This is a genomic window from Paraburkholderia sp. RL17-337-BIB-A (genome assembly GCF_046025895.1).
Lineage (GTDB): Bacteria > Pseudomonadota > Gammaproteobacteria > Burkholderiales > Burkholderiaceae > Paraburkholderia > Paraburkholderia fungorum_C.
On the sequence record NZ_JARESY010000001.1, the window covers coordinates 3,931,758 to 3,945,977 of the forward strand.

At 60.0% G+C, this 14,220-nt stretch carries 7 protein-coding genes; 6 read left to right on the forward strand and 1 reads right to left on the reverse strand.

Annotated elements, in window-relative coordinates:
* Positions 1 to 27: 27 nt before the first annotated feature.
* The 5 genes from P0D84_RS17615 (at position 28) to P0D84_RS17635 (ending at position 12,003) form a co-directional block, all read left to right on the forward strand.
* Positions 28 to 1,377 (forward strand): IS4 family transposase, encoded by a 1,350-nt coding sequence (locus P0D84_RS17615; RefSeq protein ID WP_459252212.1) that lies wholly within the window; start codon positions 28 to 30, stop codon positions 1,375 to 1,377.
* 60 nt (positions 1,378 to 1,437) lie between these two features.
* Positions 1,438 to 9,399 (forward strand): non-ribosomal peptide synthetase, encoded by a 7,962-nt coding sequence (locus P0D84_RS17620; protein ID WP_408338395.1) that lies wholly within the window; start codon positions 1,438 to 1,440, stop codon positions 9,397 to 9,399.
* Positions 9,400 to 9,410: 11 nt separating this feature from the next.
* Positions 9,411 to 10,625, forward strand: a complete 1,215-nt coding sequence (locus P0D84_RS17625) for a hypothetical protein (protein ID WP_408338397.1) — start codon at positions 9,411 to 9,413, stop codon at positions 10,623 to 10,625.
* A 45-nt stretch (positions 10,626 to 10,670) separates the two neighbouring features.
* Positions 10,671 to 11,012, forward strand: coding sequence for a nuclear transport factor 2 family protein (locus P0D84_RS17630; protein ID WP_408338399.1), 342 nt, complete (start codon positions 10,671 to 10,673; stop codon positions 11,010 to 11,012).
* A 139-nt stretch (positions 11,013 to 11,151) separates the two neighbouring features.
* Complete coding sequence (locus tag P0D84_RS17635; protein WP_408338401.1) at positions 11,152 to 12,003, forward strand: FkbM family methyltransferase; 852 nt, start codon at positions 11,152 to 11,154, stop codon at positions 12,001 to 12,003.
* 289 nt (positions 12,004 to 12,292) lie between these two features.
* Here the strand turns inward: P0D84_RS17635 and P0D84_RS17640 are convergent, their stop codons facing one another.
* Positions 12,293 to 12,853, reverse strand: a complete 561-nt coding sequence (locus P0D84_RS17640; protein ID WP_408338403.1) for a glycosyltransferase family 9 protein — start codon at positions 12,851 to 12,853, stop codon at positions 12,293 to 12,295.
* Between the two features lie 355 nt (positions 12,854 to 13,208).
* Here P0D84_RS17640 and glyQ point away from each other — a divergent pair, with 355 nt between their 5' ends.
* Positions 13,209 to 14,216 carry a glycine--tRNA ligase subunit alpha gene (glyQ, locus tag P0D84_RS17645; protein WP_408339880.1) on the forward strand — a complete coding sequence of 336 codons (1,008 nt, stop codon included), beginning with the start codon at positions 13,209 to 13,211 and terminating at the stop codon, positions 14,214 to 14,216.
* Positions 14,217 to 14,220: the final 4 nt, after the last annotated feature.

A 14,220-nucleotide genomic window follows, 5' to 3' on the forward strand; every position in this document is an offset into this window, starting at 1 on the left:
TTTACTCTCGCTTTTTGCGTGAACGCCTTGGCCCTGGAAGCACCGTGCTGGACGCAAACCGAATTTGCTGACCTCGACCTTGGCGACGCGCGCTTGAACAAGCGAGCGAGGACATTGATGGAACGATTGGCGGCCAAGCCGACGGCTGGCGTGCCGCAGGCGTGTCGGGGCTGGGGCGAGACGATGGCGGCGTACCGCTTCTTCGACAACGGCGAGGTCGAGTGGAGTGCGATTCTGGAACCGCACTGGCGGCAGACCGAGCAACGAATGGCCGCTCAGTCGGTCGTGTTGTGCCTGCAGGACACCACGGAACTGGATTTCAACGGCCGGCAGGCCGCGGGCCTTGGGCCACTGTCTTATGAGATGCAGCGCGGGATGTATTTGCATCCGACCTATGCGGTGACGCCTGAGCGGGTGCCGCTGGGTGTACTCGACGCATGGATGTGGGCGCGTGAGCCCAAGGACGCGCAGGGCCAGCGCGGCGGCCTCAAGGAAAGCCTGCGCTGGATCGAGGGTTACGAGCGCGTAGCGGAAACGGCATCGAGCCTGCCACACACGCGACTGGTGTACGTCGCTGATCGCGAGGCAGACATGCTCGCGCTGATGGTGCGGGCGCAGGAGTTGGGCACGCCGGCGGATTGGCTGATTCGCTCGACCCACGACCGCGCGCTGCCCGAGGGAGCCAAGCTATGGACAGCGACGACAGAAGGCACACCGCTGGGCGAGATTGCCTTCACGATGGGCTCGCGTCACGGCGTGAAGGCGCGCCAGGTGCGTCAGCACGTATGGTTGCGGCGCATCGAACTGCCGGCAGGCGTTGGTCAGAGCGTTGCGGCCACGTGTCTGGTGGCGCGTGAGTTTGATGCACCAGGCGGCGTCAAGCCGATCGAATGGCGCTTGCTGACCAACCGCGAAGCCACGACGTTGCAGGAAGCGATTGAACTGATCGACTGGTATCGGGCGCGCTGGGAAATCGAGATCTTGTTCAACGTGCTGAAGAACGGTTGCCGGGTCGAGGCGCTGCAACTGGGCGCGATCGAACGGCTCGAACGCGCGCTGGCGCTGTTTCTGGTCGTGGCTTGGCGAATCGTCCGTCTGATGCACATGGGTCGCAGTTGCCCCGATCTGGATGCCGAACTGTTCTTCGATGTCGATGAAATTCGTGGCGCGTATTTGCTGACCGACGTCAAGCAGCCGGACAAGCCCAAGCTCAACGAGGTGCTGCGCCTGATCGCGCGCCTGGGCGGATTCCTCGGCCGCAAGGGCGATGGCGAACCCGGCACGAAAGCTATTTGGCTGGGACTCAAAGAGGTTCATGTCGCTGCCAAGACATTGCAGAAGTTACGTGCCGGCGGTCACGCTGGAAATTGTGTATAAGCCGATGCCTATAAGGTTGTCACGCTGCTCTCCCTTGAAGGTCGGCTTGACGAGGCGGCATTGGAACGCGCGCTCAGCGAACTCGTCGTGCAACACGAAATATTGCGTACCGGCTTTACGTCCGTGCCCTCGGGGCTCGTTCGGCAGGTGTATGCGGAAGTATCCGCACGGCTGCATCGCCTGGATCTACGCGAACTGCAGAAGACTGACGGTTGCAGTGCAGTCGATCAGCGCTTGCGAGCATTGGCTGACGAACCCTTTGATCTGGCCAAGCCGTCGCTTATGCGCACGGTACTAGCTCAAGTCGCGGACGCCCAATGGAAGCTACTGATTGTCTGCCACCATATCGTCTCGGACGGTCGCTCTCAATTGGTCCTCGTCCGCGAGTTGGCGGCGCGATACGTTTCACTTGTTCAGCGCGGTGAGTCGGTACCGCTTGCATCTGCCCGCGCCGTAGCGATTCGTCAATTCGCAGAGAGTGATAGAGAGTACGCCGACACCACACCGGGTCGAAAAGAGAGCTCCTACTGGAAAGAACGGTTGACCGGTATATCAAAGGAATTTCCCTTTCCTTACGACGGCGACGTACAGGCGAAGCGGAATTTCCGCGGCGAAACGGCCTTCTTCGAATTGTCGCAGCATGAGCTTGCCCCGTTGTTCCGGCTTGCAGGCGGCCAGCAGTTCGTCGCCATCCTTTCCGTTTGGGGTGTATTGCTTGGTCGATACTCCGGGCAGTCCGAAGTTGTTGTCGGCGCACCTTTCTCCCGGCGCATTCACGAGAACGAACAGGCGGCCATAGGCTTCTTCGCCAATACGCTGCCGATGCACATCGACCTGCGTGGAAATCCCAACTTTCCAATGGTGTTGGAGCGAGTTCGACATTCGGTCGTTGGTGGATTGGAGAACCAGCGACTCGATTTCAACCATATCATTGAATCAGTCTCCGCCAGGACCGATGGCGCTGAGCACAGGAATCGCGACGATTGGCTTCGCTCAATCGTAGTCGCCCGAGAGCCCGTCTCCTCGGATTTCGGTCCGGAACTGGTCGCGCGAACTGTCCCGTTTGCGGTCTCCGGTGCGCGCGTCGATCTGCAGCTCACTCTGGAATCCAAAGACGGCGGCCTTTTCTTCGAACTCGAATACGATACGGATCTGCTGAACGCCACCACGATCAGCCGCATGATCGGACACTTCAAACGGCTGTGCGGCCGGTTGCCGAAGCACGCTGATCTGCCAATCCACACACTTCCGATACTCACTCAGACCGAACGCGCGCAACTCGATAACGATTGGAACGCAACCCGCCGGAATTATTCGGAGCGAACCGTAACGGCTGAGATCGATCGTCAGGCGAAAGAGACGCCTCATGCGATCGCACTGCAGTTCGGGGATGAAAAGCTGACTTACGAGGAATTGATGTCTCGCGCGAATAAACTCGCGCACCATTTGCGGCGTGCAGGCGTCGGACAGCAAGACCTCGTAGGTGTCTTCATGCATCGCTCCGTGGAAATGGTAGTGTCGTTATTGGCGATACACAAGGCACAGGCGGCTTATGTTCCGCTAGACCCAGACTACCCGCCGGACCGTGTCGACTACATGATCGAAGACGCCGGAATGGCCGTGATCCTGACACAGACTCAATTGGTGAACGCGCTCAGTACCCGCATGATGATCGTCGACGTAACCAGCGTACTGGCAAACGCCGACATGCCGGTTACGCCATTGGCCCTGCCGATCGAAGTAGACTCGCTGGCCTACATGATCTATACCTCGGGCTCCACCGGGCGGCCGAAAGGCGTATTGCTCGAACATGGTCCGCTAGCCAATCGGTTGGCATGGATGCAGGCAGCGTTCCCGCTCGGCTCGACTGACCGCGTCATTCAAAAGACACCGTTCAGCTTCGACGTCTCCGTGTGGGAGTTCTTTTGGCCGCTGATGTACGGCGCGGCAATTGTCATGGCTGAGCCGGGCGTGCACAGAAACCCCGCCGCGCTGGCAAACACGATCCGCAGGCACGATGTGACGGTCGCGCACTTCGTGCCTTCCATGCTCGAACTCTTCCTGGATAGCGAAGTTGGCCCGCTACCCAAGCTTCGCTTTGTTTTCAGCAGCGGCGAAGCACTATCGGCCACCACCGTCGGCGCTTTCTACGAAAAGTTCACGGCGGAGTTGCACAACCTTTACGGGCCGACCGAAGCCGCTATCGATGTATCGCACTGGCACTGCACGCGGGACGACGTCCACGGTGCTGTGCCGATCGGCAAGCCGATCTCCAATGTTCGGCTCTATGTACTCGACGAGGCAGGCAATCCGCAACCGGCGGGCTTGCCCGGCGAGCTCCACATCGGCGGCATTTGTCTCGCACGTGGTTATCACGGCCGCCCCGAGCTGACTGCTGAAATGTTCGTGAGCGATCCATTCAGCGGCGAGAAAAATGCCCGCCTGTACAAGATCGGCGATCTCGCGCGTTTTCGGGCCGACGGTGCAATTGAATATCTCGGACGTATCGACGATCAGATCAAGCTGCGCGGACTCCGTATCGAGTTAGGAGAAATCGAAGCCTGCTTACGTGAAGCGACTGAATGCGCAGAAGCCGCCGTGCGTCCTTTCATCGCACCAAGCGGAGCCACCATACTCGTGGGCTATTACCGCTCCGGGACGGAATGCGACGCGACGGAACTGACAGCCAGACTCGCCCGGAAGTTACCGGAGTACATGGTCCCATCGGCGTTCATGCGGGTGGACCACATGCCGTTGACTCCCAATGGAAAGCTGAACCGCAAAGCACTTCCCAATCCGCCGATACATGGGCGTGCCGCCGCGGACGCCAGTTTGCCGGAAGCGCCAGAGGGGCCGCACGAGCAATGCATTGCTCGCTGCTGGCAGGACATTCTCAATGTCCGCGACGTGGGTCGAAACAGCAGCTTCTTTTCGCTGGGTGGCGACTCCATCCTCGGTATCCGCCTGATCGCAGTCATGCGCGACGCCGGGTACGAGGTCACGATTGCCGATTTGTTCTCACATCACCGATTGGCCGACCTGGCCGCCGTTGCGCGTCGTCCAAACGAACCACATGAGGCGGCCGGGACAGCGGCCGCTGACAATTGCGATCTGGATTCGTGGCCGGCCTCCCAACTCCAGATTGGCATGATCTATCACAGCCGGCTTAACCCGGAGATACCTGTCTACCACGATATTTTCCGCTACCGGGTCGAGGTGCCCCGAGTCGATAAAGCCGCGCTGGTGAGCGCCTGGAGAATGCTTGCTGAGCAGCATCCCACCCTGCGCGCACGGTTCGATACAGAGACCTGGGACGAGCCGCGCATGGTGATCGAGAGCGCTCCCGCATTGCCGGTGGAGGTCGTCGAATGTCCCCCGGGGCAGGATCTCATCGGTCAATGGGTGAAACACGAAAAGCGCACGCCGATCGACCCGGCAAAAAGTCCCGCCTACCGGCTGCGTTTTTTTGTCACCGGGCCCGACCAGGTCGTGGTCGGCTTTGCATTTCACCATGCCATTCTGGATGGGTGGAGCGTTGCATCCGTACTCGAGGAATGGATCAATTGCTACAGCGACATACTCGCCGGCCGCGATATCGTGCGCAGCACAACAGACGCGACCCGGATGGCTCAGAAGCGTTATGCGGAGTTGGAGCAACGCGCTATCGGCGACGCTGAACAAGCTGAATTCTGGCGCGGCCTGTTAGGTGCCGCCGAGACGTTCGAACTTCCTCCCCTGGCGGACGTATCCGGTAAGCCGGGCACGTCGGCGGAAGTCGCTGTCATGGGCCGCCCGCTCGATCCGCGGTTGATCGACACGCTGCGGCAACGCGCACGCGACTGGGCCATGCCGCTCAAGAGCGTGTTCCTCGCCGCCCACGTTCGACTGCTAGGCTTTGTCGGGAACCGGCGCGATGTCGTGACCGGGCTCGTGACGAATGGACGTCCGGAAACCGACGGCGCCGAACGGGCGCTCGGAATGTTCCTCAATACGCTGCCTTTCCGTGTCGAGTTGAATGTCGATGACAATTGGAAAGCACTGGCCGAAAGATGTTTTACGCTCGAACAACGACTGCAGCGGCATCGCTGGTACCCGTTGGCCGCCATTCAACGCGTCGCGGGAAGCGCGGCAATCTCTGACGTCATTTTTAACTTTACCAACTTCCATGTGCACAACCGTGACGCCGCGGTGAACGAGCCGAGGATCGAGTCCGTCGACTATTTCGAGCAGACCAATGTCCCGCTTGTCGTGTATGTGGGATGGAACGCGTTCTCGGAGAGCTGGGAATATCGCATGGGCTATAACCCCAATCGATTCAGTGCCGAGCAGATCAGTCGCTATCTTGACTACTACGGACGCGCTCTCGCCGCCCTTGCCGTCCATGGCGACGGCAAATGGATCGACGACATGCTGCTGTCCGCGAAAGAGCAGGATGCCGCCTTGGCCGGCCCGGCTCAGGAAGCCCTTCTGGAGCTCGGGGGTCACGACAACATCAGGGACCGTTTCGAAGCGATCGTCATCGCTCATAGTGATCGAATTGCCGTTTCGTACGGCGAGCGCGAATGGACCTATCGTGAGCTCGACAGGCGCGCCAATGCTTTGGCCACCCACATCGTCCAATGTGGCGTGCGGCCTGGCGATCTGGTCGCAATCGCATTGGAGCGCGATCTGGAGATGGTGCTTTCCATTGTGGCTGTCATCAAAGCAGGCGCAGCCTATGTTCCAATCGACCCGGCCAATCCGAGCCAGCGGATCGCCACGATCGTTGCGGACTCCGGGGCACGGTTGTTGATCGGCACCGAGTCCGTGCTTTCCGAACTGCCGCAGCGCCCCTGCATTCTCGGCACGCAGGCGGCACTGGAGGCAATCGCGGGGATCGGCGCCGATGCCCGCCCCGCCACGGAGCTTGGCGCACAAAGCAGCGCCTATGTGATCTTCACCTCGGGCTCGACTGGCCGGCCCAAAGGCGTGCTGGTCAATCACGGCAACGTATTGCGCCTGTTCGGCGCGACGGATCAGTGGTTCAAATTCAATGAATATGACCGTTGGACCTTATTCCATTCCTTCGCTTTCGACTTTTCCGTCTGGGAAATGTGGGGCGCATTGCTCCACGGCGGCGAGCTTGTCGTAGTGCCATATTGGGCCAGCCGCTCCGTGGAAGACTTCGTCAGTCTGGTGTTGACCAAAAAGGTCACGGTTCTTAACCAGACGCCATCGGCCTTCCGCAATAACCAGCGGGAATTGATCCGGCGTTGTGGTCCAAACACTGCCGAACTCCCGCTGCGCTATGTGATCTTCGGGGGCGAGGCGCTGGATTTCGCCGCGCTGGCTGACTGGATCGGCCACTTCGGCGACGAGAAGCCGCGCCTGGTGAACATGTACGGCATCACGGAGACCACGGTCCACGTGACGTACCGCCCCGTGCGTCGTGAGGACGTTCTGTCTTCACGCAGCCTGATTGGCACGCCGATTCCTGACCTGGCGCTTTACGTTCTGGACGAACATCTGCAACCGCTGCCTGTCGGCACCGTGGGTGAGCTGGTGATCGCTGGCGCCGGCGTCGCATGGGGTTACGTCAACACCCCCGATCAGTCCCGACAACGTTTCGTCGAACGCGACTTGCGCGGAAGTGGGCGGCGCATGCGCCTTTACAGGTCGGGAGACATGGCTCGACGGCTTCCAGGCGGCGATATCGAATATATCGGGCGCGCGGACGCTCAGGTGAAGATCCATGGCTATCGGATTGAAACCGGCGACATTGAGGCCGCCTTGGTGAGCCACCCGGCGGTCGCTTCCGCGCTGGTGATTGCATTTAAACGCAGCAACGGCGATATGGCCCTGGCAAGCTACTACGTGGTCAAACAGGAGCGTTCCGTGGCGGTGCAAGCGCTACGCGAACATGTGCAGGCCATGCTTCCCAGCTACATGGTGCCTTCGTTCTTCCTGCCGATGGAACGCTGGCCTCTGACCATCAATGGGAAGACGGACCTCAAGGCGCTACCCCATCCCGAAACCGAAGCTGCCGGCTCACCGCGTAGTCATGCCACACCTCGCACAGCGGCCGAAGCGGAAATGGCTCGGGTGTGGCAACAGGTTCTCGGCACGCAGGAGGTCGGCATTGACGATACGTACTACGCGCTGGGCGGCGACTCCATCCAGGGAATTCGTCTTGTCGGCGCACTGCGCCGGCACGGGTTCGACGTGGCACTCGCCGATCTGTTCCAACTGCAGACCATCCGCCAGCTTTTCGATCACAACGTCGCGCCTCGGAGCGGCGCAGCGCAGCTCGTGGACGGGTCTCTTCAGGGTATCGAGCGCTTCGGGCTGCTCTCCACCGCGGACCGGCAACGCATTCCTGCCGGCGTTGTCGACGCTTATCCCGCTACACAACTACAGCTCGGTATGGTGTTTCACACCAAGCTAGACTCTGCGCAGGCCACCTTTCACGACCTGATCAGCTACAGGATCGAACTGCCGTTCGACCAGCTCGCGCTTGCTGGCTTGCTTGAGCAGATGGTCCGCCAGCACGACGTGCTGCGGACGTCGTTCGCTCTGACGGGTTATTCGCGCCCCCTCCAACTCGTACACGAGAATGCAGCGCTTGCGCTTGCGGTGCACGACATGTCCCACCTCAACGAAGCCTATCAGGAGGTGCTGATCGACCAATGGTTTGAAGCTGAGAAGGCCAGTGCATTCCAGTGGAACGCGGCACCTCTCATGCGCTTTTTTGTACACCGCCTGAGCGACGAGAGATTCAACTTCTCGGTGAGCTTCCATCACGCCATCATCGACGGCTGGAGCTTCTCCCGCCTGATGGCCGGACTGCTCGATAACTATCGTCGTGCCACCCTTGGCCTGCCGCCGGTACCGGCGGAGCAGAGCACGTTGGCCTATCGGGATTACGTTCGTCTCGAACTTGATGCGCAGCACGACGAGCAGGCGCGAAGCTACTGGATGCACAGGCTGCAAGGCGCGCCCTACACCAAGCTACCGCGGGTTCCTGAGAAGGACCCCTATCACCGCTGGTCGGAGTTGTCGTTGTGTCTCGATGAAGGACTGCACGCTCGCCTGTCGCGATCCGCGACTCGACGCAACGTAACGGTTCGCCAACTGTGTCTGGCCGCGCATCTGCGAGTGCTGGCGCTAATCACGCAGCAGAAGGATGTCACCACAGGGGTCTTCGCACATGGTCGTCCCGAGCATGTCGACGCGGACCGCATGATCGGGTTGTTCCTGAACATCCTGCCGATGCGCGTGTCGGTGAATTCCGACTGGAACGAACTGATTGCGGATGTTCAGCACTTCGACCACGAGCAGCTTCCTCACCGTCGATATTCATATGCATCGATACAACGGGACCAGGGCGGACGGCGGCTAGTCGAAACGGGATTCAACTTCGTCGAATTCAGTTCATATCGCGACCGGTTAGGTTCCGCCGGCGCGGCGTTGATCAGCGACATCCGTTGGTTCGAACACGCGGATTTCGCGCTGCTCACCACCTTCGAAGTCGATCCATTTACCGATCAACTCCGGTTGTCCTTCAACGCGGCCGCGCATGTACTGAGCCAGGATGCATTGGAGACAATCGCCGACATATATCGGACCGTGGTGCGCGACCTGGCGAACACGGAGCAGCAAGGCGACGCAGTCGACTCGCGTAGCGCAGTCCGACCGCTGGAAGTCCTGCTTGCGGACTTACCCAAGGTCGAAGACCGTATGCCGGACAACTATGATCGCGACAGCGCGGTCCCCTACAGACTTCCGCGCACCAAGGCAGCGGTGGATCTGACGGCCGTCTGGAACGTGTTCGTGGAAATATATCGGGAAAGGGCGGGCGAGGCTCCAGACGGATCAGCATTGCTGGACTTCCAGCCGGACTCGCTTGAGGCGCTGCGGATCGTCAGTGCCCTGCGCGCACGATGCGGCGTCAATATCCCCTTGCACGTGCTGCTTGGGGACGACCCGGTTCGGGCCACGTTGCGCCTGCTCGATCAGTTGTCTGCCGCTGCAGCAAGGGGCTGATCGTGCGCTCGATGTTCGTATCGATTTTGGCTGCCTCGCTAGGCTCGACGATCATGTGGCTGTTGCTGGTGCCGTATTTCGATCAGGTTGCCCAGTCCAGCCGCCTTGTCGGGTTGCTCGGGATGGAGCGGCAGATCGCCATGGTCGCCGGATCGCTGCTGGCAGGGACCTGGGCCGACAGGGGGCGGGTCATCCAGAAATTTGCTCTGCTGGAGGCGGCGCAGTTGGGGCTTGCGCTCGTACTCCTCGCGAAAATGCTTTTTTCCGCCAGTGTCTCCCCGGCGTTCGTTCTGGTCTGGACCGGCCTGCGATTCGTCATCGTGGGCGCTATCACGGCACTGGCTTACAGACTACTCGCAGACCTCAGCGGCTCGGGTTCGCGCGGTGCTGTCGCACACATGGTCACTTCGCCCCAAGGCGCAATGGTTTTCGCGTCGATCATCTGCGTGCTCATTCCGGTTTGGACTGCGCATTCCATGGTCGTTGCCCTGGTCATCGACGCGTTGACCGCTGGCGGCCTGGTGATTTTCCTTTCTGGCAGCGCATACGCAAAAGAGGACCAATCCGGTTCGATGGCGTTTCGATGGAGATACATGGGTGACTCTGTCCTGAGCGCTGTCAGAAGTTTTTGGCTACCGGCGTTGCGCCCATGGTCCCTTGTGCAGATCTGCTTTTTAATCGGCCTTTCTGGAATGATGGTCTATGGTTACGCGATCGCCGAGAGGCAAGCCGTCGTTCCTGTGCAAATGGGCTTCGCGGCATCGTGGTTTTTTTACGGGTTGGCTTTCTGGCTCACCGCACCGCTTTTGCGCAGTGCCGGCGTCGCAAGGCTATCGGCGGTCCTATTTTCCGTAGCACTTATCGCATGCGGTTTGTTGGGCTCTCTGGTTGACCTTTCGCACGTCACGGTCCACGCGATGATCTACGTCGTACTGACCCTGGTCAATGCGTTCTGGCTTCATTACACCAACGCGCAGATCCTGCGGCGTGCCCCGTCGCACGCGGTAGGGCAAATACGCGCCAGCATGTTGCTTTACCTTGGCGTCGTGTTCGGCTTCGGTGAACAGATAGCTGGAATCGCGCTGGCCGATGCGGCCAAAACGGCATCACTCGGCGTGGTTCGCCTGCTTGTCGGATTGATATTGCTGATAGCCGTCGCCCTATGGAGCGATCAGCCTGACACGATGGCTTCGTCTGCATCAAGACACCCGCGGGAGGCGCCGTGATGAAAAACCAGTGGATCATTGAAACGTTATGGACGAGGTGCTCGAATGGTAGTTGAAGAAATCGTCGCGGGACAACTGGCTGCGTACAATCGACGCGATCTGGAAGCGTTTTTGGGTTTCTATGTCGATGAGGTGAGGGTCTATGCGTTCCCGTCAGGTGCCGAGATGACAGATCGTTCCGGTCCGGCATTTCGCCCCCGGTATCACCACTTGTTCCAGTCGAGCCCATCGCTCAAGGCCGAGCTTGTAAGTCGTGCTGTTCACGGCAACATTGTGATCGACAGCGAGCGTGTTTCGGGATTTCTGAACGACGACTCAGTCCGCCACGCGATTGCCATCTATCAAGTGGGTGCCACGAAGATCGAGAAGGTTTGGTTCGTTGGCTAAGAAATCATGAAGTCCTCGCGGAGTCTTAGGTTTTGACGACGAGTTCTTGCGGAAAAATAAGAATACTTAAGACTCCGTCTTATATACAAGGGCAGCGGCTGGCCGTACATTTGCGTGGTCTTTCTTCCGCTCAATGGTCATGGTTACGCCCTCTTCTGTTCCGCTGCCGCTCGGCGAGCGCACGCAACTCGTCCAGACCCGCCATGGCTGGATGCTCGCCAATCCAAACGACTTCTATCTCGGCCGCGCCCTCATCGAATACGGTGAATGCAACGAACTCGAATCTGCTGTGTTGCGACAGTTGCTGGTGCGGCCGGGGATCGTCGTGGAAGTCGGCGCGAATATCGGCGTGCATACCATTCCGTTGGCGCGTGAGGCGCAGGCGCGCCGCCAGGTGCTGGTCGCGTTCGAGCCACAGCCGGTGATCTTTCAAAACCTCTGCGCGAATCTCGCGGCCAATGAGTTGCATAACGTGCTGGCATGGCCGTATGCGTGTGGGGCGGGTGCGGGGACGCTGCATTTCGCGCGGCCCGACTATGACGCACCGGGTAACTTCGGCGGCGTGTCGATGCAGACGGAGGCTGGGGCGAACACGATCGCCGTGCCGTGCGTGCGGCTGGATGACGTGCTGCGCTCGCATACCGTCGGGCTGCTGAAACTCGACGTGGAAGGCTTCGAGTTGAGCGCGCTGCAAGGCGCGGAGGAAACCATCGCGCGCTCGCGGCCGGTGATTTACGTGGAGAACGACCGGCTCGATCGGTCGCAGGCGTTGATCGAGTGGTTGTGGTCGAAGGAGTATCGGATGTGGTGGCATTTGCCGCCGCTGTTCAATCCGGGGAATTTCTTTGGGCGCGCGGAGAATATCTACGGCAGGTTGCTGTCGTGCAATATGCTCGCGCTGCCACGGGAGTTGGAGATGGAGATTGAGGGGTTTGTGGAGGTGACGGAGGCAGATTCGGCAACTCATGCGTTGATGAGTTTGGGTAGTTAGCGGAGCGCGAAGCGACGCGTGAATACGCGTTTAGGCTGTGGTGCGCGCTGTACAGCACAGGTATAGGCGAAGGCATGTGCCTCTACAGGACTGCGAGCATGGAAATAATCTCGCATCGCATAGAACTGCGCTCGCGCGGCCCTCAGATCGCGAATGACTTTCCAGGCCCCGCCATGCAGCGGGCCATTTTTTGTCCATTGATTACGACTCTTGCGCCTCGTCCGCACCCGCGCCAATCTGCCGATGGGAAGGGGCATTGCACCATTCGCCCAACGCCCTCAGTACGTCCTCAACCACCCGGCCCCCAATCGCCTAACTGCTGTTGACGGAACAGCCGCATCGACGGATACCAAGGGCTATCGGTTCTATCAGCCAGCCATCGCCAATCTGTACAAGTAGGCAGGAGTACCCATACTGGCCGGCCCGCCGCACCCGCCAGGTGTGCAACTGAGGTGTCAATGGTGATGACCAGATCAAGCGTTTGTACGATAGCAAGCGTATCGGAAAAACTGGAGATGGCTGGCCCGAGCGTATGGAAATCGAACTCACCCTCGAGCGCTTCGCCTTCACGCTCCAGCTCGCCTTTTTGAAGTGCAAACCAGGTCACACCGGCATATCGCAGCAAAGGTCGCAACGCGTCTAACTTGATTGACCGATATCGGTCAAAGCTGTATTCAGGATTTCCCGCCCACACCAGTCCGACGCGCATCCTCTTAGACACTTTGACGGGTGAAACGCTGTCGAGATAGCTCTGCCAATGTCGAACTCGGTCCTCGGTCGATGTGAGGTACGGCATGGCGACGGGGAGCATCGGTAAATCGAGTTTTATGTGTTCTGGAACCCGCAGCATGCGGCACCAGAAATCGTAAGCGTTGGGTGGCTCTTCTGTCCACGCGGCATGAACGCCGCTCGCCCCACGCGCCAATCCACAGGGAAAAATCAGCGGGGCAGGTACGGATGTTGGCATGCTGTTAAGGAGACCACTAGGGCCGAGCTTTTGTTGACGCACCCAACAACAACAACAACAACAACGGGCCGTCCAAAGCGGCTTTTTTTTGTTAGCGGAACACCTCAGCCCCCGCCGCAGCGGCCAAAACGGACACCCCCCTCCCTTTCCGTTAAAATCTACGGTTTAGCACTTCGCTCCACGGCCAGCCTGCGCGCTTCGGCGCTTACGGCGCGGCCCCATGCCCGAAAGGCACTTCATGCTCACGTTTCAGCAAATCATCCTGACACTGCAGTCCTACTGGGACAAACAGGGTTGCGCGTTGCTCCAGCCGATCGACATGGAAGTCGGCGCGGGCACGTCCCACGTCCACACCTTCCTGCGCGCAATCGGTCCGGAACCGTGGCGCGCCGCGTATGTGCAGCCGTCGCGCCGCCCGAAAGACGGCCGCTACGGCGAGAACCCGAACCGCCTGCAGCATTACTACCAGTACCAGGTGGTGCTGAAGCCGGCGCCGGAAAACATCCTCGATCTGTATCTCGGCTCGTTGGAAGCCCTCGGCTTCGACCTGAAGCAGAACGACGTGCGCTTTGTCGAAGACGACTGGGAAAACCCCACGCTCGGCGCCTGGGGCCTCGGCTGGGAAGTGTGGCTGAACGGCATGGAAGTCACCCAGTTCACCTACTTCCAGCAGGTCGGCGGCCTGGATTGCAAGCCGGTGCTGGGCGAAATCACCTACGGTCTCGAACGTCTCGCGATGTATCTGCAGAAGGTCGAGAACGTCTACGACCTGGTCTGGACCGAGTGGGAAGAGCAAGGCCCGAACGGCCCGGAACTCCGTCGCCTGACCTACGGCGACGTGTACCACCAGAACGAAGTCGAACAATCCACCTACAACTTCGAGCACGCGAACGTCGATCTGCTGTTCACGTTCTTCAACAGCTACGAAGCGGAAGCCAGGCGCATGATCGAAGCGCAGATCGCGCTGCCCGCTTACGAACTGGTGCTGAAGGCCGGCCACACGTTCAACCTGCTCGACGCACGCGGTGCGATCTCCGTCACGGAACGTGCGGCGTATATCGGCCGGATTCGCGCGCTGTCCCGTCTGGTCGCACAGGCTTACTACGACTCACGCGAAAAGCTCGGCTTCCCGATGCTCGGCAACCCGGTGCACGGCGTGCCCGGCCTAATGACCGACGAGCAAGATGCCGCAATGCCCGCCTGGGCTCCGCCGCTCAAAGTCGAACGCAAGATCGACCAGGACTGACGAG

Excerpts from the sequence above, each read along its gene's own strand:
- P0D84_RS17630 (WP_408338399.1), top strand. The coding sequence starts at position 10,671 with ATGGTAGTTGAAGAAATCGTCGCGGGACAACTGGCTGCGTACAATCGA.
- P0D84_RS17640 (WP_408338403.1), bottom strand. The coding sequence starts at position 12,853 with ATGCTGCGGGTTCCAGAACACATAAAACTCGATTTACCGATGCTCCCC.
- P0D84_RS17625 (WP_408338397.1), top strand. The coding sequence starts at position 9,411 with ATGTTCGTATCGATTTTGGCTGCCTCGCTAGGCTCGACGATCATGTGG.
- P0D84_RS17635 (WP_408338401.1), top strand. The coding sequence starts at position 11,152 with ATGGTTACGCCCTCTTCTGTTCCGCTGCCGCTCGGCGAGCGCACGCAA.
- glyQ (WP_408339880.1), top strand. The coding sequence starts at position 13,209 with ATGCTCACGTTTCAGCAAATCATCCTGACACTGCAGTCCTACTGGGAC.